This is a genomic window from Kitasatospora sp. NPDC024654 (assembly GCF_055559155.1).
Genome location: NZ_JBVHLF010000015.1, coordinates 103,958 through 124,284, shown reverse-complemented (window position 1 = coordinate 124,284; position 20,327 = coordinate 103,958). Strand labels below are relative to the sequence as shown.

Sequence of the window (20,327 nt, the reverse complement as noted above, 5' to 3'; positions counted from 1 at the left end):
TAGTCGAGAGCGGTCGGTCGAAAACGGTCGGAGAGCTCAGAGGTGGAGGCCGCACTCGGTCTTGCCCGAGCCCGCCCAGCGGCCGGCCCGGGCGTCCTCGCCCTCGGCCGGCTTGCGGGTGCAGGAGAGCGGCGAGCAGCCCACCGAGGTGTAGCCCTCCCAGAGCAGCGGGTTGAGCAGCACCCCGTTGGCCTGGACGTAGGCGTCCACGTCCTGCTGGGTCCAGCGGGCGATCGGCGCGATCTTCACCTTGCGGCGCTTGGCGTCCCAGGCCACCACCGGGGTGTCGGCGCGGGACGGCGACTCGTCGCGGCGCAGGCCGGTGGCCCAGGCGTCGTACCCGGCCAGCCCGCGTCCCAGCGGTTCGACCTTGCGCAGCGAGCAGCACAGGTCCGGGTCGCGGTCGTGCAGCCGCGGTCCGTACTCGGCGTCCTGCTCGGCCACGGTCTGCCGCGGGGTCAGCGTGATCACGTTGACCGGCAGGGTGGCCGCCACGGCGTCCCGGGTACCGATGGTCTCCGGGAAGTGGTAGCCGGTGTCCAGGAAGACCACGTCGACGCCGGGCAGCACGGTGGACGCCAGGTGCGCGACCACCGCGTCCTCCATCGAGGAGGTGACGCAGAGCCGCCTGCCGAAGGTCTCGGCGGCCCAGCGCAACACCTCCCGCGCGGACGCCCGCTCCAGCTCGCGGCCGGCCGCGGTGGCCAGTGCGGCCAGCTCGTCGGCCGTGCGACGGTCAGTGTCGCTGCTCATCCGGGGCTCCCCCGTTCGTCGCCGACAGCAGGCCGAGGAACTTCAGCTGGAAGGCCCGCCGGCAGGCCGCGCACTCCCAGGCGCCGTGGCCGCCGGCCTCCGAGGGACGCAGGTCCTCGTCCCCGCAGTACGGGCAGAAGAAGGGGGCGGCGCGCTCGCTCACGACAGCTGCTCCTCACTGGCCCGGGCCGTCCACTGGGCGAACCGCTCGCCCTCGGCGCGCTCCGCCTGGAAGCGCTTCAGCAGCCGCTCGACGTAGTCCGGCAGGCCGTCCTTGGTGACCTTCAGGCCGCGGACCTTGCGGCCGAACCCGGCCTCCAGGCCGAGCGCGCCGCCCAGGTGGACCTGGTAGCCCTCCACCTGCCGGCCGTGCTCGTCGGTCACCAACTGGCCCTTGAGGCCGATGTCGGCGACCTGGATCCGGGCGCAGGCGTTCGGGCAGCCGTTGATGTTGATGGTCAGCGGCTCGTCGAACTCCGGAAGCCGCGCCTCCAGTTCGTCGATCAGGGTGCGGCCGCGCTCCTTGGTCTCGACGATGGCGAGCTTGCAGAACTCGATGCCGGTGCAGGCCATCGTGCCGCGCCGGAACGGGGACGGGGTGACCCGCAGGTCCAGCGCATCCAGACCGGCCACCAGCGAGTCGACCCGGTCGGCCGGGACGTCCAGCACCAGCATCTTCTGCTCGGCGGTGGTGCGCAGCCGGTCGGAGCCGTGCGCGGCGGCCAGCTCGGCCACCTTGCCGAGCAGCGCGCCGTCCACCCGGCCGACCCGCGGCGCGAAGCCCACGTAGAAGTTGCCGTCCTTCTGCCGGTGCACGCCGACGTGGTCGCGCCAGGTGCCGCTCGGCTGCTCGGGCGCGGGGCCGTCGATCAGCTGGTACTTGAGGTACTCGTCCTCCAGCACCCGGCGGAACTTCTCGACGCCCCAGTCGGCGACCAGGAACTTCAGCCGGGCGCGGTTGCGCAGTCGGCGGTAGCCGTAGTCGCGGAAGACGCCGATCACGCCGCCGAAGACGTCCGGGACCTCGTCCAGCGGGACCCAGGCGCCCAGTCGGACGCCCAGCCTGGGGTTGGTGGAGAGGCCGCCACCGACCCAGAGGTCGAAGCCGGGGCCGTGCACGGGGTGCACCACGCCGACGAACGCGACGTCGTTGATCTCGTGCGCGACGTCCAGCAGCGGCGAGCCGGAGACCGCCGACTTGAACTTGCGCGGCAGGTTGGAGAAGTCCGGGTTGCCGATGAAGCGGCGATGGATCTCCTCGATGGCGGGGGTGCCGTCGATGATCTCGTCCTCGGCGACGCCGGCCACCGGTGAGCCGAGGATGACCCGCGGGGTGTCGCCGCAGGCCTCGGTGGTGGAGAGGCCGACCGCCTCCAGCTTCCGCCAGATCGCGGGGACGTCCTCGATCCGGATCCAGTGGTACTGGATGTTCTGCCGGTCGGTCAGGTCGGCGGTGCCGCGGGCGTACTGCTGGGAGACCTCGGCGATCGCCCGCAGCTGGGCCACGGTGAGCCGGCCGCCGTCGATCCGGACCCGGAGCATGAAGTACTCGTCGTCCAGCTCGTGCGGGTCCAGGATCGCGGTCTTGCCGCCGTCGATGCCGGGCTTGCGCTGGGTGTACAGGCCCCACCAGCGCATCCGGCCGCGCAGGTCCGCGGGATCGATCGAGTCGAAGCCGCGGTGGGCGTAGATCGTCTCAATGCGTGTCCGCACATTGAGACCGTCGTCGTCCTTCTTGAACTGCTCGTTGGCGTTCAGCGGGGTGTGGTGCCCCATGCCCCACTGGCCCTCGCCACGATGGCGGGTCGCCTTGCGGGGTCCCCCGGCCTTCGGCCGGGAGGTGCCCTCGGTCCGCTCGACGCGCGCGTCGGCGGGTCGCGGCTCGACCGGGTCGGAAGTGGTGGCCATGTGTCGTCCTTCGGGCAGGTGGCTCTGGTGCGGGGCACGGGTGTTGCAGCCATGGGCCTGCTCTGACCTGCGGGTTCACGACAGGTGGCGGGAAGCAGTGACCTTGGCCGGCAGGCGCTCGCCCACCCGCTGCGGCGGGGATGGCGGTTCGGGATGGCGCCAGTGCGGTGGTGGCGGGGGTGGAGCCTCAGGTCACCGAACAGATGGCGCTGGACACGCGGAGGAGATCGACGTGAAGTCGACCTACTAGGGTGGTTCCGGCGCTCGGCATGGCAAGAGATTCGCACGCCGAGCGAGGCGCGGTCCACTATCATCCAGAATGCGGACGAGTTTGTTTCGGATGCTGAGATGAACGGGTTTCGCCGCAGTCCGCCGGGGGCACGCTCGGTCGGACCGGGCCCGGTGGGGGCGCCGCCCGATACCGTAGGGGTGTGCAAGCAGCAGGTGGGACCAGCAGAGCGGACGCGGAACGGCCGTCCCGGCGGCGCGGCAAGGGCGCCCGGCGGGCCGCCCGCAGGTCGAGCTGGCGTGCCACGGTGTGGGCGCTGATCAAGGACACCACCAACACCTGCGTCGAGTACCGGGTCACCGGACTGGCGGCCGAGGCGGCGTTCTTCACCCTGCTCTCCATCCCGCCGCTGCTGCTCTGCCTGGCCGGCACCCTCGGCTACCTGGACGACCTGCTCGGCGCCGGGACCATCCAGAAGCTCCAGCAGGACATCCTCTCCGCCGCCGGGACGGTGCTCTCGCCGTCCTCGATCGAACAGACCGTCAAGCCGCTGCTCAACAGCGTCTTCGAGAACGGCCGCCCGGACCTGATCTCGATCGGCTTCCTGTTCTCGCTCTGGTCCGGCTCGCGGGCGCTCTACATCTTCATCGACACCATCACCGTGATGTACGGGCTGGACGGCAAGCGCGGGATCGTCGCGACCCGGGCGATGTCGATCGGGCTCTTCCTGGGCGCGCTGGTGATCGGCTCGCTGGTGCTGCCGCTGCTGGTGGCCGGGCCCGGGCTGGTGGTGGCCGCGGTGCCGAACCTGGCCGGCCTGGTCGGCGCGCTCTACTGGCCGGTGGCGATCCTGCTCACCGTGGTCTTCCTGACCACCCTCTACCACCTCGCCGTGCCCGCCTCCACGCCCTGGCGCGAGGACATCCCCGGGGCGCTGGTGGCGCTCGGGGTGCTGGTGATCTGCAGCGTGGTGCTGCGGGTCTACCTGGTCCACTCGGTCGAGGGCCCGACCGTCTACGGCTCGCTGGCCGCGCCGGTCGCGGTGCTGCTGTGGATCTTCGTGGTGGCACTCGCGGTGCTGATCGGCGCGGCGATGAACGCGGCCATAGACCGTCGCTGGCCGAGCGTGGAGACCGCCGACGCCCGGGCCGAGAACGAGCGCGCCAGCGAGCAGGCCGCGGCCGCGCTGGTCCGCGAGGCCGGCGCCCGGCGGGCCGCCGAGCGGGCCCGACGCGTCCGCGAGCTGGGCCTCGCCGACGGGGTGGAGGACGAGGAGGACGAGGACGACGACCTGGTGCCGTCCGAGTACCCCGAGCGCTGGGCCGACATCCTGCCGCCGACCAGCCTGCGGGCCCGGCTGTCCGGTCGCGGCCGGCGCCGGGAGCCCCCGCCGCCACCGGACAGCGACCGCCCGACCGGCCGTCCGGGCCCGCAGGGCGGCGGCCGGCCGCCGGCGGTGGGCGAGCCCGAGCACCCGGCGCAGCCCTGGGGCTCCGACGGGCGGTTCCCCGGGGCGCTCGGGCCGGTGGACTCCGCGCTGCCCAGCCACCCGCCGCGCGCGCCCTGGGAGGGCGGGCCCTGAGCCGGTGTCAGCGCCACTGCCGGGGCTGGGGGATAACCGGTTGTGCGGGCCGTGCGCCTGTCGTACGTTGAGCCCGTACCGCACGTCAGGGCCGCGATCCGCGCGGCCCGGGAGAAGGAGCAGGAGGTGAGCCCCATGGCTGTCGCCATGCCGACGGCTGCCCTCGGCAGCCACCGCCGCCACCTCGACCTCCCGGCCATCGGCTGACGTCCGTTCGCTCAGCCCCGGGACCAGCCTCCTCCCGAAGGGCTTCACCGCGTTGTCCAACGCCGTCCTCATCGACGCCGCTTCTCTCGTTTCACCCCTGTCCGGCTACGGCTGGACCCCGGAGCTCGACCAGCTCTTCGCCCCGCTCGCCGAAGCGGGCCTCATCCCGGGCCGGCTCGCCCGGGTCGACCGCGGCCAGGCCGACGTGATCGTCGCCGACCCGGCGACCGGCGGGCCGCTGACCGTACGGGCCGACACCCGCCCGCTGCTCGGCGGCGAGGCGATCGACACCCCCTGCACCGGGGACTGGGTCGCCGTCGACCCGGCGGCCACCCCGCTGCCCGCGCTCGCCGCGCTGCTGCCGCGCGGCAACGCGATCATCCGCAAGGGCGCCGGCAAACGCTCCGACGGCCAGGTGCTGGCCGCCAACGTCGACCAGGTGCTGGTCGCCGTCTCGCTGGCGGCCGAGCCGGACCTCGGCCGGATCGAGCGCTTCCTGGCCCTGGCCTGGGAGAGCGGTGCCCCGCCACTGGTCGTGCTGACCAAGGCCGACCTGGTCGACGACGCCGAGTTCGTCCGCGAGGACGTCGAGCGGATCGCGCCCGGCGTCACCGTCCTGGTGGTCAGCGCCGAGACCGGTGACGGCCTGGACGTGCTGCGCGCCCGCACCCCCGGCACCTCCGCGCTGATCGGCCAGTCCGGCGCGGGCAAGTCCACGCTGACCAACGCGCTGGCCGGTGCCGAGCGGATGGCCGTCCAGCAGACCCGCGGCGGTGACCAGAAGGGCCGGCACACCACGACCACCCGCGAGCTGATCCCGCTGCCGGACGGCGGCGTGCTGATCGACACCCCCGGGCTGCGGGAGGTCGGCCTCTACGGTGGTGAGGGTCTCGACCTGGCCTTCTCCGAGATCGAGGAGCTGGCGGCGGAGTGCCGGTTCCACGACTGCGCGCACGAGTCCGAGCCGGGCTGCGCCGTGCTGGCGGCGATCGCGGACGGTGTGCTGCCCGAGCGCCGGATGGCGAGCTACCGCAAGCTCCAGCGCGAGAACGAGTGGATCGCCGCGCGCACCGACGCCCGGTTGGCGAGCGAGCGGGGCAGGCTGTGGCGGGCCCGCAGCCGGGAGGCCCGGGGGCGGATCCGCCCCTGAGCCCGGTGCTCGGCGTGCTCAGGGTGACGTCCGATTTCCGCCAGTCCTGGCCTCGGCGGAGGCGCAGACTGGACGGCGTGATCGACGATGAGACCCGCTACCGCGCGGTGGACAGCCGGGACGCCCGCTTCGACGGGGTGTTCTTCACGGCGGTGACGACCACCGGGATCTACTGCCGGCCCAGCTGCCCGGCCGTCACGCCCAAGCGCGCCAACTGCACCTTCTACCCGACGGCCGCCGCCGCGCAGGGCGCCGGCTTCCGGGCCTGCCGGCGCTGCCGGCCCGACTCGGTCCCGGGCTCGCCCGAGTGGAACCACCGCGCCGACCTGGTCGGCCGCGCGATGCGGCTGATCGGCGACGGCGTGGTGGACCGCGAGGGCGTGGCCGGCCTGGCCCGGCGGCTCGGCTACAGTGCGCGCCAGGTCCAGCGCCAGCTGACCGGCGAACTCGGCGCCGGCCCGATCGCGCTGGCTCGGGCCCAGCGGGCACAGGCCGCCCGGCTGCTGCTGCAGACCACCGAACTGCCGGTGACCGAGGTGGCGTTCGCGGCCGGGTTCGCGTCCGTGCGGCAGTTCAACGACACCGTGCGCGAGGTCTACGACCGGACGCCGAGCGGGCTGCGCGCGGAGGTGTCCGGCCACGGCCGCCGTCCGGCGGCGCGGGAGGCGGGGACCGGGGGCGGCCCGGGAGCGCCGCGCGGCGTGCTGAGCCTGCGGCTCGCCTACCGCGGGCCGATCGACACCGAGCGGCTGCTGGACTTCCTCGCGCTGCGGGCCGTGCCGGGAGTCGAGGAGGTCACGGGCGCCTCGTCCGGCGGGCGGTCCGGTGTGCGGACGTACCGGCGGACGCTCGCGCTGCCGCACGGCCCCGGCGTCGCCGAGGTGGACGGGCTCGGGCCGGGCGTCCCGGCGGACCGGGGCTGGCTGGACTGCCGGCTGCTCCTGACCGACCTGCGCGACCTGACCACCGCGGTGCACCGGCTGCGGGCGCTGTTCGACCTGGACGCCGACCCCGCGGCGGTGGCCGAGCAACTGGCCGCCGACCCGGCGCTCGGCCCGGTGGTCGCCCGACGGCCCGGCCTGCGCTCGCCCGGGCACGTGGACCCGCACGAGCTGGCGGTCCGCGCGGTGCTCGGCCAGCAGATCGGCGTCGGCGCGGCGCGCACCCTGGCCGGCCGGCTGGTGCTGGCGTACGGCAGGCCGCTGCCGGAGCCCAGCGGGGGCCTCACCCGGCTCTTCCCCACCGCCGCCGCGCTGGCCGACGCCGCCGACGGCGATCTCGCGATGCCGGCCGCCCGGCGGAGCGCGCTGCGCGGCCTGTGCACGGCGCTCGCCGAGGGCACGCTCCGGCTGGACGCCGGCGTGGACCGCGAGCAGGCGGCCACCGAACTGCTGGCGCTCCCCGGGATCGGGCCGTGGACGGTGGGTTACCTGCGGATGCGCGCACTGGCCGACCCGGACGTCTTCCTGGCGGGAGACGCGGGGGTGCGGCACGGCCTGCGCCGGCTCGGGCTGCCCGGCGACGCGCGGTCCGCGGTCGCCCTGGCGGGCGGCTGGGCGCCGTGGCGCTCGTACGCGGTGCACCAGCTGTGGCGCACCGCCGTCGAGGCGTCGGCGGTGGAGGCGTCCGCGGGGGAGCGCACCGCGGGCACCGGCGTCGGTTAGGCGGTGGTCTCGGGTGGCGTGGGGGCGGCCAGGGCCTGGGCGAGGTGGTCGAGGCCGGGGAGGGCGGCCATCACCGCGGCGTGGTCGGCGGGGGAGAGGGTGGCCAGGGCGTTGGCGATCCGGCGTTCGTGGGCCCGCCGCCAGTCGTCCAGCTGGCGCTGGCCCGCCTCGGTGAGCGCGATCCGGGCGGTTCGGCGGTCGCCCGGGTCGGCCTGGCGGTCGACGAAGCCAGCCTCCAGCAGCTTGCCGACCAGGCCGCTCACGGTGTTGGGGGCGAGCCGCTGGCGGGCCGCCAGTTCGCCGACCCGCAACGGCGCGGCGGCCAGGGTCTGGAGCAGCTCGACCTGCGCCATCGGCAGCGACTCCCACGGGTAGTCGGTGCGGATGCTGCTGCGCAGCGCGCGGCGCAGCCGGGTCACCACGTCGGTCAGCCGCTGGGCCCGTTCGATCGCCAGCGCGTCGTCGGCGGGCGCGGCGTCGGGGCCGGTCAGGTCGGGGCTGGGCAGCGGCGGCATGGCGGACAGCGTAGCCGGTCAGCGGGCCGCCACCGGCCCTTCGGCGGATGGACGACGACGGGGGCGGGCTCGACCGGTAGGTCGGACCCGCCCCCGCGCTCGCGCGTCGGTCCGTCAGTCCGGGAGCGGCTGGGCGCCCCGCTCGGCCAGCATCGTCGTCATCAGCTGGATCTCCGAGGTCTGGCTCGCCACCATCGACTGGGCGAGCGACTTCTCCGCGGCGTTCTTCGCCACGTCGACGTAGCCCTGGGCCATCGCCGCGCCGCCCTTGTGGTGCTGGATCATCAGCTGCAGGTAGAAGATCTCGGCGGCCTTGCCGCTGAGGCTCTGCAACTGGGCCAGCTGCGTGTTGGTCGCCATGCCGGGCATCAGCGAACCGTCGTGCGGCTGGTACTGCTGGTCCATGTGCATCCAGGCCATCGGCGGGTTCGGCGAGGCCTGGGTGAGCCCCCACTGGGCGAGCCAGCCCATCAGCATCCCGCGCTGGTTGGCCTGGGTGTTGATGATGTCGAAGGCCAGGCCGCGGACCTCGGCGTTGTCCGTCCGGTCGCGGATGATGAACGACATGTCGATCGCCTGCTGGTGGTGGGTCGCCATGTCGCGCGCGAACCCGGCCTCGGGCGAGTCGGTCGACGGCGCGGCGGCCACCGTGCTGGAGGCCGAGGTGCCGCTCGCCACCAGGGCGGGGACGCCCAGGCAGAGCGCGACCGCCGCGGCCAGCGCGGCCGGCCACCAGACCGTCCGGCGGCGCTTGGGGATGGCGCCGGACGGCTCGTCGATCTCGTCCATCGGGGTGTCGGCCACTACATCGCTCCGTCGCTGCACGAGGCGCCCGGCTCCTGGGTCTGCGGACCCTGGACGTACTTGGTGAAGAACTCGTTCACCCGCGGGTCGTTGGCGCTGTCCACGATCAGCTGGGTGCCCCAGGCGGTGAGCGTGATGGTGCCCTTCTCGGTCGGGTAGGGGCTCATCAGCGAGTACGGGGTGTTCTTGACCTTGTCGGAGAGGGTCTTGATGTCCGCCGGGGTCGCCTTGTCGTTGTAGGTGACCCAGACCGCGCCGTGCTCCAGCGAGTGCACCGCGTTCTCGTTGTGCACCGGCTGGGTGTAGACGTTGCCCATGCAGGTCTGCCAGACGGGGTTGTGGTCACCGCCCACCGGCGGGGTCTGCGGGTAGTTGACCGGCGTGGTCACGTGGTTGCGGGAGAGGTTGCTCCAGGTCTGCACGCCCGGGATCGGCGCCTTGGCGGCCTCCTGCTGGGCGTGCTTCTTGTCGTCCGCGTTCCTGACGATGTAGACGCCGGCGCCGATGGTGCCGGCGAGCAGGACGCCCGCCGCCACGAAGGAGACGATCCTGACGCGACGCTCGCGGCGCTGCTCCTCGGCCCGCAGCTTCGCGATCCGCTCGCGGCGGTCGGCGGTGGTCTGCTTGCCGCCGCCCTTGGCCTTGGCGGTCGGTTTGGCGTTGGGCTGCTTGGAGTTGGTCGGCTTGGAGGCGGAACCCACGGAAGTCGTCCTTGTCCCCGCCGGGCGGCCTGCGCACGGCGGAATGAGCTGAAGAGGGGAGGCGCGACCGACGGCCCCTCCGGGTGCGGAGCACCTGGGAGCGGGCCGGCGGGGGGTCCGCCTAGGTCCGGTTGACCTGGAGCAGATGGAGATCGGGGGCCGGCCCGGAGCCCGGGTCCGCGGCGCTCGGCGCGAGGACCGGCCCGGGGCCGGGGATGACCAGCAGCGGCGCGGTGGCCGGCTCGGGCTGCGGCGGCGCGTTCGGCAGTTGGGCTTCCTGGCCGTTGTAGCTGTGGCTGGAGCAGCCGTCACCGGGGGCGGGCGGCGGGTCGCCGGGCGAGCAGAGGAAGAGCGACGCAGGGATGGCCGGGACGGCGGAGGCGGCGTCACCGGACGCGGGTGCGTGGGCCGGGGCGTGCGCCGCCGCATGCGGTACCGCGGGCGCGGGTGCCGGCCGGGGCGCGACGGTCCCGGGGGTCGCGTCCGGCCCGGCCAGCTGTGCGCCGGCGCTCGCGGGAGCGGCGGCCCGGGCGGTGCCCGCGCAGGGCAGCACGGTCAGCAGACCGATCAGCAGCAGGGTCCAGAGAGCGACCAGCGGACGGGTGGCCGAGACGGCACTCCCGGGCAGTGGTCGTCTGGCTCCTGGCGTGGTCATGCGCACATATTAATCAGCCGAATGGGTGGAGCGGTCCCCCTGTTCGGGCCTCTCTTTCGGATTCCTCCGGTGCCGGACCACCGAGCCCGGCCCGACTCGGGCAACCTGACCCGATCGGCCCGATCGGCCCGGCTTCGTGCGGAAAGTCCGGACACGGGCGATCGTCGTGGGCAGAATGACGGGCGGGTCGGACGACCAATGACCAATCCAGTCCCGGCAGGTGACGGCAGATACGGACGAGGAGCCGGCAGATGAGCGATCAGGGCGCCCGCGCGCAGCGACGGACCGAGGACGGTTGGTGGGGCCGGGTCTACCAGGGCCCGACCGGCGCGCTCCCCGACACCCCGGACGCCGGGCCGGGGGAGGGGTCGGTGGACGACTGGTTCGACTCGGTCGCCTCGATCGTGGCACCGGAGGACGGCGGCGGGACGGCCGTGGAGACCCCGGAGGCCATGACTCCGCCACCAGCCGCGCCACCAGCCCCATCAGCACCACCCGCCCCGGAATTCGCAGAGGTCGTGGAGGTCGCGGACCCCGCGCCCACCATCACCATCCCCGCCCAGCCCGTCGCCCAGCGCCCGCCCAGTTACGGCCCGGAGCCCACCCTCCTCCCGGCCGCCGTGCCGGAGCGGATCACGGCCGTCGTCCCCGACACCGTGCTGGAGGGCGCCCAGTACCCCGGCTTCACGCTCCGGGCCGCCTCCGTGCGCGGCGACTCCCCGCGCCACCGTGGCGAGCCGCGCACCGACGCGCTGCTGGTGACCCGGTTCGGGGAGGCGCCGGACGGCCTGCTGCTCGCCGTCCTCGGCGGCCGGGCCCGGATCCCCGCCGACCCACGGGCCGAGCCGGACCCCGAGCGCCAACTGACCGACGACACCATCCGCCAGGCCTGCGCGCACCTCGCGGAGGCGATCGGCCGCAGCCACGCCGAGCTGGCCGCCGACCTGCGCGAGGCCGCCCGCGACCGGCTGCGGTACGGCCTGCAGCGGCTCACCGCCCGGGCCGCCGTCGGGCTGCGCGCGCTCGCCCCCGAGGCCGGCTCGCTGCACTGCCTGCTGGTCCCGCTCGACCCGGCCGCCGGTCACCGGGCGGCCTTCGGTCTCGGCCCGGGCGGTCTCTACCTGCTGCGGTCCGGGCACTGGATCGACGCCTACGCGGCCCGGCTGCTGCACCATCCGGACGGTCCGGGCGAGGCGCCGGAGCCGCCCGAGCCGCGCCCGTTCCGGTTCCGGCTGGTCCCGGCCGGCCCCGGGGACATCCTGCTGCTCTGCACGCCGGGCCTGGCCGAGCCGATCGCCGGGGAGCCCGCCGTCGCGCAGTTCCTGGCCACCCACTGGGCACACCCGCACCCGCCGGGAACGGTCGACTTCCTCCGCCAGGCCCAGGTCCGGGCGAAGGGCTTCGCCGAGGACCGCACGGCGGTCGCGCTCTGGACGGACTGAGCGGTCAGGCCCGGCTGGGGGTCCGGGCCGAGCAGCGGTCAGGCCCGGCTGGGGGTCCGGGCCGAGCAGCGGTCAGGCCCGGCCCAGCAGGGCGGCCGCCGCCGCGCTCACCCGGGCCAGCGACTCGGGGCGGCGGACGCCCGGCAGGCCGATCGCCAGCGGGACCGAGAAGCCGTCCAGCACCGCCCGCAGCTGCACGGCCAGCTCGTCGGCCGAGGCGCGGCCGGTGAACTCGCCGGCCGCCGTGCCGGACCGGATCAGCGCCTCCAGGTCGGCCTGCCAGGGGGCCTCGATCTCCAGCTGCCCCCGGCGGATCTCCGCGCTGGACGGCGAACGCCCCCAGACCTCGACCCAGAGGATCCAGCGCGGATCGCCCGGCCCGTCCGCGAGGTAGAGGTCGGCGTAGGCGGTGAAGCGCTCCCAGGCGCTCAGGCCGGGACGGTCCAGCGCGGTCCGTCGCCGCTCGCCGAGCTGCTCCTCGCTCCAGCGCAGGGTCTCCAGCAGCAGCTGGTCCTTGCTGCCGAAGTAGTAGAGCAGGTGCCCGGCGCTCATCTGGAGCTGCTTGCCCAGCCCGGCCATGGTCAGCTTGGCCAGCCCGTGCTCGGCGATCGCCGCCATCGCGGCGGCCAGCACCTCTTCCCGCGGCCGCGCCGGGCGTCGGGTGCGGACCTGCGCCATCTGCGGCTCCTCAGGGGCAATCGGGGGGAGATCGATCGGGTGGGGGATGCGGGAGACAGGGGGTAACCGCCCAGCTCCTCACCCTAGCGGCACCGGTCGAGGCGGTCCGGGCGTCAACTCCATGGCGCTGTATTCACTCATTGGAATTGGTTGTCTACGGAGAGTGACAAGCACTCCCGAACTCCCGCTACCCTGACGGGACTTCCCCCTCTCAACAAAGGAGGACGGTCCCGTGCAACTGGTCACCCGGGCCGACTGGGGCGCCCAACCTCCCAAGCAGGACTGGACCTACGTGGCGAGCACCCAGGGTGTGAAGATCCACTACGAGGGCAGCGAGGTCCCGGCCGACCTGCCGGGCCATCACGAGCGGTGCGCCGGCCGGGTCCGCGCGATCCAGGCCGCGCACCTGGCCGACCCCACCGAGGGGTGGATCGACATCGCCTACAACGCCATGGTCTGCCCGCACGCCTACGTCTACGAGGGCCGCGGGCCGCACCACGAGACCGGGGCCAACGGCAACCAGTCGCTCAACCTCGCGCACTACGCGGTCTGCGGGATGGTCGGCGACTCCGGTCTCACCGAGCCGACCGACGCGATGCTCAACGGGCTGCGCGACGCGGTGGAGTGGCTTCGGCAGCAGGGCGGGGCGGGCCCGGAGATCGAGGGCCATCGCGACGGCTATCCGACCGACTGCCCCGGCGGTCCGCTGTACGCCTGGGTGCGGGCCGGCGCCCCGCGCCCGGGCGGCGGGGCCACGACGACGAACGACGTCGCCGACAGGGCCGCCGCGCCGCCCTGGCCCGGGGAGTACCTCCGGCTGGAGAACCCGATGCCGCACGACGACAACGTGCGCACCTGGCAGCAGCGGATGCGCGACCGCGGCTGGGCGCTGACCGTGGACGGCTGGTACGGCGAGCGGAGCCGGAGCGTCTGCGAGCGGTTCCAGCGGGACTCCACCGCCAACGGCTGGCCGCTGACCGCGGACGGTGTCGTGGGCCCGGACACCTGGCACGCCGCCTGGGCGCGCCCGGTGTCCTGACCGTCCCGCCCGGCCGGCGCCGGGGGTCAGACCCGCGGCTGCTGCTGGGTGATGCAGTGGATGCCGCCGCCGTTGGCGAAGATCTCCCGGGCGTCGACCAGTTCGACCTTGCGGTCGGGGAAGGCGGCGCCGAGGACGGCGGCGGCCTCCTGGTCGCGCGGGTCGTCGAAGGCGCAGAGGATCACCGCGCCGTTCGCCACGTAGTGGTTGATGTAGGAGTAGTCGACCGGCTCACCGTCCTCGTCCCGCAGCACGGTCGGTGCCGGCACCTCGACGACCTCCAGGGTGCGGCCGGCGGCGTCGGTGGAGGCGCGCAGGATGGCGACCAGTTCCTGGCAGACCGCGTGGTCCGGGTGGCTCGGGTCGGGCTGCACGTGGGCCAGCACGACACCGGGGCGGACGAAGGAGGCGACGATGTCGATGTGCCCGCGGGTGCCGAACTCGTCGTAGTCGCGGGTGAGTCCACGCGGCAGCCAGATCGCCTTGGTGGTGCCGAGGTGGGCGTGCAGCTCGGCCTCGACCTCCTCCTTGGTCCAGTCGGAGTTGCGCCCCTCGCCCAGCTGGACCGTCTCGGTGACCAGCACCGTGCCCTCGCCGTCGACGTGGATGCCGCCGCCCTCGTTGATCAGGCGGGAGGCGAAGCGCCGGGCCCCGGTCAGCTCGGTGATCCGCTCGGCGATGTGCTGGTCGTGCTCCCAGCTGGCCCAGGACTGCGCGCCCCAGCCGTTGAACACCCAGTCGGCGGCGGCGAGTTCACCCTCCGGGCCGGCGAGGAAGGTGGGGCCGATGTCGCGCATCCAGGCGTCGTCGAGCGGCCGCTCGACCAGCTCGATCCCCTCCGCGACGTACTCCCGGGCGGCGGCGGTCTCACCGATGTTCACGATCATCGTCACCGGTTCGTAGCGGACGATGGTGTTGGCCACCGCGGCCCAGGCGAGTCGGGCCTGGTGCAGGTGCTCGGGGGTGTCGAAGGTCTGGTTGTCGGTCGGGAAGGCCATCCAGGTGCGCTCGTGCGGGTGCCATTCGGCGGGCATCGAGTAGCCGAGCGAGGTGGGGGTGGTCATGAGGCGACGTCCTAGGGGGAGGGGGCCGAGGAGGGAGGGGTGGGGGCTACAGGAAGTAGAGGCGGCTGAGCGAGACGCTCTCGCTCGGCTCGGAGCGCAGCGGCGAACCGTCCAGCGAGACCAGGCCGGTGTCGGCCGCCACGGTGACCGAGCCGGTCCGGGCGTTGCGCACCATGTCGCGCGGGCCGATGCCGCGGGTCCCGCGCACGCCCACCCGCCGTCGCCGGGTGGGCAGTTGGTCGGCGGCCACGTCCAGGTAGGAGCCGTCGGCGGCGGCCTGGGCCACGAAGGCCACCGAGATGTCCGCCGCGGTCGCCCCGTGCGCGCCGAACTGCGGCCCCAGCACCAGCGGTTCGCAGCGGTCGGTGGTGGCGTTCGGGTCGCCGACCACGCCGTACGCCGGGAACCCGGACTTGAGCACCAACTGCGGCTTGGCGCCGAAGTGGTCGGGCCGCCAGAGCACGATGTCGGCGAGCTTGCCGACCTCGATCGAGCCGACCTCGTGGGCGAGGCCGTGCGCGATGGCCGGGTTGATGGTGAGCTTGGCGATGTAGCGGAGCACCCGATCGTTGTCGTCGCCGCTCTCCCTGGTGCCGTACGAGCCGGTGCCGTCCAGCGGCCCGAGTTCGGCCTTCATCTTGCCGGCCATCGCGAAGGTGCGTCGGACGGTCTCGCCGGCCCGGCCCATGCCCTGCGCGTCGGAGGAAGTGATGCCGATCAGGCCGAGGTCGTGCAGGATGCCCTCGGCGCCCATCGTGCCGGCCCGGATCCGGTCACGGGCCATCGCGGCGTCGCCGGGCAGGTCGAGCTTGAGGTCGTGGGCCGAGACGATCATGCCGGCGGCCTCGGCCAGCGCGTCCCGGCCGAAGGGGAGGGTGGGGTTGGTGGAGGAGCCGATGACGTTCGCGACACCGGCCATCTTGAGGACGTTGGGCACGTGCCCGCCGCCGCAGCCCTCGATGTGGAAGGCGTGGATGGTGCGGCCCTCCAGGACGGCGATGGTGTCCTCGACGGAGAGGCACTCGTTCAGGCCGTCGGTGTGCAGGGCGACCTGGACGTCGTGCTCTTCGGCCACCCGCAGCGCGGTGTCCAGTGCGCGGGTGTGCGCGCCCATGTCCTCGTGCACCTTGAAGCCGGACGCGCCGCCCTCGGCCAGCGCCTCCACCAGCGGCCCCGGGTCGGAGGACGAACCGCGGCCCAGGAAGCCGATGTTGACCGGCCAGGCGTCGAAGGCGTTGAAGGCGTGCCGCAGCGCCCAGGGCGAGTTGACGCCGACACCCCAGACCGGCCCGAACTCCTGGCCGATGATGGTGGTCACCCCGGAGGCCAGCGAGGCCTCCATGATCCGCGGCGAGAGCAGGTGGACGTGGGTGTCGATGGCGCCGGCGGTGGCGATCAGGCCCTCGCCGGAGACGATCGTGGTGCCGGTGCCGACCACCACCTCCACGCCGTCCATGGTGTCCGGGTTGCCGGCCCGGCCGATCGCCGCGATCCGGCCGCCGATCAGGCCGATCGAGGTCTTCCGGATGCCCTGCATCGCGTCGATCACCAGCACGTTGCTGATCGCCACGTCACAGGTGTCGCGGACGGCGGCGGCCTTGAGGTGCAGGCCGTCCCGCGCGGTCTTGCCGAACCCGGCCAGGAACTCGTCACCGGGGGCCTGCGAGTCGGACTCGACCCGGACGATCAGCCCGGAGTCGCCGAGCCGGATCCGGTCGCCGGTCCGCGGACCGTGGACCGAGATGTAGTCGTGCGGGGAGATGGCGGTCACGACTCGACCTCCGTGTCGTCGAAGCTGGTGAGGTAGCCGGTGGCGCGGGCCTTGGCCAGTGCGGCCTCCTTGGCGCCCGGGGCGTCGAGCGGTCCGTCGACCAGCCCGGCGAAGCCGATGGCGACCCGCTCGCCGGCGATCGGGGTCAGTCCGACCTCGACCACCGCGCCCGGGTCGAAGCGCACCGAGGAGCCGGCCGGGACGGCCAGCCGGGTGCCGTAGGCCGCCGCGCGGTCGAAGGCGAGCCGTGGGTTGGCCTCGAAGAAGTGGAAGTGGGAGGTGACCGAGATCGGCACCGCCGAGGTGTTGTGGACCGGCAGCACGACGGTCTCCTCGGTCGGGTCGTAGCCCTCGCCGGTGCCGGGCAGGGCCGCGCCGGGCCCGTCCTCGCCGAGTGAACCGGCGCCGCGGAAGGGGTCGTTGATCACCGCGAGCCGGGTGCCGTCGTCGAAGACCGCCTCGACCTGGATCACCGTGACCACGTCGGGCACGCCCGGCAGCACGTCGTCGGCGGTCAGCACCGAGCGGCCGGCCTCGATCGCGTCGGCCAGCCGGCGGCCGTCGCGGGCGGCCTCGCAGACGGTGTCCGCGATCAGCGCGGTGGCTTCGGGGACGTTCAGTCGGACGCCGCGGGCGCGCCGGGCTCGGGCCAGCTCGGCCGCTGTGAAGATCAGCAGCCGGTCCCGTTCGGTGGGGGTGAGTCGCACGGTTCCTCGCTCGCGGTCGCTCGGTGAGGTCTGGGGGCTGGCAGGCCTGGCCGGTCCGGCAGGTCTGGCGGGTCGAAAAAGTTAGAACGCCGTTCAAACATCTGCTGGCCATTGAACCCGGATCGGGTCGCCGTGTCCAGCCTTTCCCGGCTCGCGTCGTCCCGCGCGTCGTCCCGCGCGCCGGGTCGGGGCCGGTCGGGGCCGGATCGGGTCCGGTTCGACGGGTGTGGGGGAGGTCGGGCGCCGGCGCGATTCGCGGCTTTGAGCTGACACGCTGTCAGCAGTGCGCGCCGGTCAAACCTCGGCTTGGATCACACGGCGCACCTCGAGCCCCCGTTCGCCTCGGCAGGCGGTGTACGCCCTGTTGCGGTGTCCGGTGAGCGGCACTCACGATGGTGACAGCGGCCGGTGTGCGCGGGTGGGGGCGTCCGTGCGGTGGCCGGGACGAGGGCGGGGGCGAAATCTGATGGATGGTCAACAACGGGTCCCTTCTGCGACGGCCGGGCGCCGTCCGGAGCATCGCCTGCGGGCCGTGCTCCGGCCGGCCGAGCTGGCCGGGATCGGTCCGGTCCGCCACCGGCTCCGCGCCGCGCTGCGCGCCTGGGGGGTGCCGCAACTCGCCGACACGGCCGAGCTGCTGGTGTCGGAGCTGGTCACCAACGCGCTGCTGCACACGGCGTCCGGCGCGGTGCTGGAGGCGGCGCTGGGCGCGGACCGGCGGCTGCGGGTGGAGGTCCGGGACACCAGCGGCCGGCTGCCGCGGCCGCGCCGGCCCGGCGACACCGCGACCTCGGGGCGTGGGCTGGTGCTGGTCGAGGCACTGGCGGACGCCTGGGGCGTGCAGTCGGGTGGTGACGGCAAGACCACCTGGTTCGAGCTGTCGGCACTCTGAGTGACGATCGCGCGGGGGTGCGGCTGATCGGGGAGTCCGGGCCGGTCGCGGCCCGGCAGCATTGCCGCTTTGCCGAACATTCGACAGGATAGTGAGAATGTGTGTCCGGACCAGGGGCCCGAGCCTGAGGGCTGGTCCGCCGAGCACACCCCATCCACCGATCGGGAAGCGGCAGGAGAACCATGGCGACTGAGCCCGAGCCGCAGGGGCCGACCCGCCTGTCGAGGCCCTCCGGCGGCCCGTCCGTCCAGCCTCTGGCACCCTCGCAGACCGGCGTGCCGGTACCGCCGCCGCAGGGTGGCCGCCGGACGACCGCGCGGACCGCGGGTACGGGCCGGCCGGCCGGCCCGGCCGTGCTGGCGTCCGTCCAGGGCGGCGACGGGCACGGCCTGTCCGCCCGGGCCGCCGACTCCACCCCGGAGTGGCTGGAGCCGGCGATGGCCGCCAACGGGATCGGCTCGTTCGACTGGGACATCCGCCGTGACGTGCTCGCCGGCGACGCGCGGGCCTGCGCGATCCTGGGTCTGGAGACCGGTGCCTTCGACGGCACGTCGGCCGCCTTCCTGGCGCTGCTGCACCCCGAGGACGCCCCGGTGGTCCGCCGCCGGGTCGAGCGCGCGGTGGCCGAGCTGGGCCAGTGCGGCGCGTACTACCGCACGGTCTTCCCGGGCGGCGAGCTGCACGCGGTGCGGTTCCGCGGCCGGGTGCTGGCCGACGCCTTCGGCCGCCCGTCCCGGATGGTCGGCTTCGTCTGGGACGCCACCGTCGAGCTGCGCAAGCGGGAGAACGCCGGCCGGCAGGCCGCGCTGCGCGAGGAGCGCTCGCGGTTCATCAAGGAGGCCGCCCGGGCGCTCTCGGAAGCCGTCACGGTCCGTGACGTGGCCCGGGTCTTCACCGAGCTGCCGCTGCCCGGCCTGCCGCCGGACGGTCTGGTCCTCGTCGCGCTGGAGACCGGCCGGTTGCAGATCCTGGGAGCCAGCGGCTACACCCCCGAGGCGGTGGCCGCCTACGACCGCACCCCGCTCGACCCGCACCAGCCGACCGCCGAGGCGATCCGCCGCCGGGTGCCGGTCTTCATCGCCAGCCAGGCCGAGTACCAGCGGCGCTACCCCGAGGCCTGGCCCCGGGCGATCGGCACCGGGCGCAGCGCCTGGGCCTTCCTGCCGCTGGTGGCCAGCGGCCGGGCGATCGGCGTCTGCGTGGTCAGCTTCGACGAGTCGCGCGAGCTGGACGCGGACGAGCGCACGCTGCTCTCCACGCTGGGCGGCCTGGTCGCCCAGTCGCTGGCCCGGGCCCGGCTGCACGACGCCGAGCACGAGCTGGCGGCCGGGTTGCAGCGGGTGATGCTGCCGCGGACCGTGCCGGCGGTGCCCGGGGTGACCACCGCGGTGCGCTACCTGGCCGCCGGCTCGGGCCTGCAGATCGGCGGCGACTGGTACGACGTGGTGCCGCTGCCCGGCGGGCACGTCGGTCTGGTGATCGGCGACGTACAGGGTCACGACGTGCACGCGGCGGGGATCATGGGCCAGCTGCGGATCGCGCTGCGCGCCTACGCCGCCGAGGGCCATCCACCGGCAGCGGTGATGGCCCGGGCCTCCCGCTTCCTGGCGGACCTGGACACTGACCACTTCGCCACCTGCACCTACGCCGAGGTCAACGTCGACTACGGCGTGGTCTACGCGGTCCGGGCCGGCCACCTGGACCCGGTGGTGCGCCGCGCGGACGGCACCGCCTCGGTGGTCTCCGTGGTCGGCGGCCTGCCGCTGGGCGTCGCGCCGGACCAGGAGTACCAGGTGACCAGGTTCAGCCTGGACCCGGGCGAGACCGTGGTGCTCTGCACCGACGGGCTGGTGGAGTCCCGGACGACGGACCTGGACAGCGGCATCGCCCGGCTCTGCGCGGCCGCCGCCGGTGACCTCGCGCCGCTCGTGCACGGTGGCCCGGGCCCGCTGGAGGAGCTGGCCGACAAGATCACCGCCCGGGCAGCGGCCGACTCCACCGAGCGCGAGGACGACATAGCGCTGCTGCTGCTCCGCTGGGACGGCCCGCAGGGTGGCCAGGCCGCCCAGCAGCTGCGGCGCCGGATCGGGCAGGCCGACCTGGCGCGGGTGGCCGAGCTGCGTGGCGAACTCCGCGACGCGCTGCGCCGCTGGGGCGTGGCCGAGCTGATCGACACCGCCGAGCTGCTCGCCTCCGAGCTGGTCACCAACGCGATCCGGCACACCGACCGGGACGCCATGTTCACCGCCCGGCTCTACCGTGAGGACGGCCGCGAGCCCCGGCTGCGGATCGAGGTGGAGGACGAGTCGGACCTCTGGCCCAAGCGCCGGACCCCCGGTGAGCAGGCCTCCTCCGGCCGTGGCCTGATGCTGGTCGAGGCGCTGGCGGACGCCTGGGGGGTCGAGCCGCGCGGCTCCGGCAAGCGGATGTGGTTCGAACTCAGCGCCGCCGCCCAGGAGTAGCGGCGGCGGGGGGGGGGGGGGGGGGGGGGGGGGGGGGGGGGGGGGGGGGGGGGGGGGGGGGGGGGGGAGAGGGGGGGGCGGTTCCGTGCGCGCTCCCCCACCCT

Annotated in this window: 20 protein-coding genes; 8 read left to right on the top strand and 12 right to left on the bottom strand. The window is 74.3% G+C overall.

The window, feature by feature from the left end; translation table 11 throughout:
• Positions 1–36: 36 nt before the first annotated feature.
• From ACZ38L_RS12520 to ACZ38L_RS12505, 4 genes are all read right to left on the bottom strand, one after another.
• Positions 37–753: a phosphoadenylyl-sulfate reductase gene (locus ACZ38L_RS12520; protein WP_465691994.1), complete on the bottom strand. Its 717-nt coding sequence runs from the start codon at positions 751–753 to the stop codon at positions 37–39.
• Positions 737–916: a hypothetical protein gene (locus tag ACZ38L_RS12515; RefSeq protein ID WP_396561413.1), complete on the bottom strand. Its 180-nt coding sequence runs from the start codon at positions 914–916 to the stop codon at positions 737–739. The genes ACZ38L_RS12520 and ACZ38L_RS12515 overlap by 17 nt, the downstream gene beginning before the upstream one ends.
• Positions 913–2,661 (bottom strand): nitrite/sulfite reductase, encoded by a 1,749-nt coding sequence (locus tag ACZ38L_RS12510; protein ID WP_465691992.1) that lies wholly within the window; start codon positions 2,659–2,661, stop codon positions 913–915. The genes ACZ38L_RS12515 and ACZ38L_RS12510 overlap by 4 nt, the downstream gene beginning before the upstream one ends.
• A gap of 187 nt (positions 2,662–2,848) precedes the next feature.
• Positions 2,849–2,932: a putative leader peptide gene (locus ACZ38L_RS12505; RefSeq protein ID WP_465692013.1), complete on the bottom strand. Its 84-nt coding sequence runs from the start codon at positions 2,930–2,932 to the stop codon at positions 2,849–2,851.
• Between the two features lie 160 nt (positions 2,933–3,092).
• Between ACZ38L_RS12505 and ACZ38L_RS12500 the strand changes: the two genes are divergently transcribed.
• From ACZ38L_RS12500 to ACZ38L_RS12485, 4 genes are all read left to right on the top strand, one after another.
• Positions 3,093–4,472, top strand: coding sequence for a YihY/virulence factor BrkB family protein (locus ACZ38L_RS12500; protein WP_396561409.1), 1,380 nt, complete (start codon positions 3,093–3,095; stop codon positions 4,470–4,472).
• Between the two features lie 42 nt (positions 4,473–4,514).
• Complete coding sequence (locus tag ACZ38L_RS12495) at positions 4,515–4,679, top strand: hypothetical protein (protein ID WP_465691990.1); 165 nt, start codon at positions 4,515–4,517, stop codon at positions 4,677–4,679.
• Positions 4,680–4,731: 52 nt separating this feature from the next.
• Entirely contained in the window at positions 4,732–5,829 is a 1,098-nt protein-coding gene (rsgA, locus tag ACZ38L_RS12490; RefSeq protein ID WP_465691988.1) for a ribosome small subunit-dependent GTPase A, read from the top strand.
• A gap of 77 nt (positions 5,830–5,906) precedes the next feature.
• Positions 5,907–7,493 (top strand): AlkA N-terminal domain-containing protein, encoded by a 1,587-nt coding sequence (locus ACZ38L_RS12485; RefSeq protein WP_465691986.1) that lies wholly within the window; start codon positions 5,907–5,909, stop codon positions 7,491–7,493.
• Here ACZ38L_RS12485 and ACZ38L_RS12480 read toward each other — a convergent pair.
• The 4 genes from ACZ38L_RS12480 to ACZ38L_RS12465 all read right to left on the bottom strand — a co-directional run bounded on the left by ACZ38L_RS12480 (position 7,490) and on the right by ACZ38L_RS12465 (position 10,168).
• Positions 7,490–8,008, bottom strand: a complete 519-nt coding sequence (locus tag ACZ38L_RS12480; RefSeq protein WP_465691984.1) for a MarR family winged helix-turn-helix transcriptional regulator — start codon at positions 8,006–8,008, stop codon at positions 7,490–7,492. The genes ACZ38L_RS12485 and ACZ38L_RS12480 overlap by 4 nt on opposite strands.
• Before the next feature lie 114 nt (positions 8,009–8,122).
• Complete coding sequence (locus tag ACZ38L_RS12475) at positions 8,123–8,812, bottom strand: DUF305 domain-containing protein (protein WP_465691982.1); 690 nt, start codon at positions 8,810–8,812, stop codon at positions 8,123–8,125.
• Positions 8,812–9,513, bottom strand: coding sequence for a DUF3105 domain-containing protein (locus ACZ38L_RS12470; RefSeq protein WP_465691980.1), 702 nt, complete (start codon positions 9,511–9,513; stop codon positions 8,812–8,814). Before ACZ38L_RS12470 ends, ACZ38L_RS12475 begins: the two co-directional genes overlap by 1 nt.
• A 121-nt stretch (positions 9,514–9,634) precedes the next feature.
• Positions 9,635–10,168 carry a hypothetical protein gene (locus tag ACZ38L_RS12465; RefSeq protein WP_465691978.1) on the bottom strand — a complete coding sequence of 178 codons (534 nt, stop codon included), beginning with the start codon at positions 10,166–10,168 and terminating at the stop codon, positions 9,635–9,637.
• Positions 10,169–10,419: 251 nt separating this feature from the next.
• Between ACZ38L_RS12465 and ACZ38L_RS12460 the strand changes: the two genes are divergently transcribed.
• On the top strand, positions 10,420–11,610 hold the full coding sequence (locus ACZ38L_RS12460) for a protein phosphatase 2C domain-containing protein (protein ID WP_465691976.1): 1,191 nt from the start codon (positions 10,420–10,422) through the stop codon (positions 11,608–11,610).
• Positions 11,611–11,682: 72 nt separating this feature from the next.
• Here ACZ38L_RS12460 and ACZ38L_RS12455 read toward each other — a convergent pair whose 3' ends face one another.
• Entirely contained in the window at positions 11,683–12,288 is a 606-nt protein-coding gene (locus ACZ38L_RS12455; protein ID WP_465691974.1) for a TetR/AcrR family transcriptional regulator, read from the bottom strand.
• 232 nt (positions 12,289–12,520) lie between these two features.
• Between ACZ38L_RS12455 and ACZ38L_RS12450 the strand changes: the two genes are divergently transcribed.
• The gene (locus ACZ38L_RS12450; protein WP_465691972.1) at positions 12,521–13,327 is read left to right on the top strand and encodes a peptidoglycan recognition protein family protein; all 807 of its coding nucleotides are present in this window, start codon (positions 12,521–12,523) and stop codon (positions 13,325–13,327) included.
• A gap of 26 nt (positions 13,328–13,353) precedes the next feature.
• Here the strand turns inward: ACZ38L_RS12450 and ACZ38L_RS12445 are convergent, their stop codons facing one another.
• From ACZ38L_RS12445 to ACZ38L_RS12435, 3 genes are read right to left on the bottom strand one after another with little or no spacing between them, the layout of a single operon-like run.
• Positions 13,354–14,391, bottom strand: coding sequence for an agmatine deiminase family protein (locus tag ACZ38L_RS12445; RefSeq protein ID WP_465691970.1), 1,038 nt, complete (start codon positions 14,389–14,391; stop codon positions 13,354–13,356).
• Between the two features lie 46 nt (positions 14,392–14,437).
• Positions 14,438–16,162, bottom strand: a complete 1,725-nt coding sequence (locus ACZ38L_RS12440; RefSeq protein ID WP_465691968.1) for an urease subunit alpha — start codon at positions 16,160–16,162, stop codon at positions 14,438–14,440.
• A complete protein-coding gene (locus tag ACZ38L_RS12435; protein WP_465691966.1) occupies positions 16,159–16,869 on the bottom strand; it encodes an urease subunit gamma in 711 nt (236 codons plus the stop codon). The genes ACZ38L_RS12440 and ACZ38L_RS12435 overlap by 4 nt, the downstream gene beginning before the upstream one ends.
• A gap of 532 nt (positions 16,870–17,401) precedes the next feature.
• On the opposite strand from ACZ38L_RS12435, the gene ACZ38L_RS12430 reads away from it, so the two are divergent.
• The gene (locus tag ACZ38L_RS12430; RefSeq protein ID WP_396561383.1) at positions 17,402–17,761 is read left to right on the top strand and encodes an ATP-binding protein; all 360 of its coding nucleotides are present in this window, start codon (positions 17,402–17,404) and stop codon (positions 17,759–17,761) included.
• Positions 17,762–17,943: 182 nt separating this feature from the next.
• A complete protein-coding gene (locus tag ACZ38L_RS12425) occupies positions 17,944–20,223 on the top strand; it encodes a SpoIIE family protein phosphatase (RefSeq protein ID WP_465691964.1) in 2,280 nt (759 codons plus the stop codon).
• Positions 20,224–20,327 lie beyond the last annotated feature (104 nt).

Coding starts and splice junctions, on each gene's coding strand:
- ACZ38L_RS12425 (WP_465691964.1), top strand. CDS start 17,944: ATGGCGACTGAGCCCGAGCCGCAGGGGCCGACCCGCCTGTCGAGGCCC.
- ACZ38L_RS12520 (WP_465691994.1), bottom strand. CDS start 753: ATGAGCAGCGACACTGACCGTCGCACGGCCGACGAGCTGGCCGCACTG.
- ACZ38L_RS12510 (WP_465691992.1), bottom strand. CDS start 2,661: ATGGCCACCACTTCCGACCCGGTCGAGCCGCGACCCGCCGACGCGCGC.
- ACZ38L_RS12505 (WP_465692013.1), bottom strand. CDS start 2,932: ATGCCGAGCGCCGGAACCACCCTAGTAGGTCGACTTCACGTCGATCTC.
- ACZ38L_RS12460 (WP_465691976.1), top strand. CDS start 10,420: ATGAGCGATCAGGGCGCCCGCGCGCAGCGACGGACCGAGGACGGTTGG.
- ACZ38L_RS12445 (WP_465691970.1), bottom strand. CDS start 14,391: ATGACCACCCCCACCTCGCTCGGCTACTCGATGCCCGCCGAATGGCAC.
- ACZ38L_RS12465 (WP_465691978.1), bottom strand. CDS start 10,168: ATGACCACGCCAGGAGCCAGACGACCACTGCCCGGGAGTGCCGTCTCG.
- ACZ38L_RS12480 (WP_465691984.1), bottom strand. CDS start 8,008: ATGCCGCCGCTGCCCAGCCCCGACCTGACCGGCCCCGACGCCGCGCCC.
- ACZ38L_RS12455 (WP_465691974.1), bottom strand. CDS start 12,288: ATGGCGCAGGTCCGCACCCGACGCCCGGCGCGGCCGCGGGAAGAGGTG.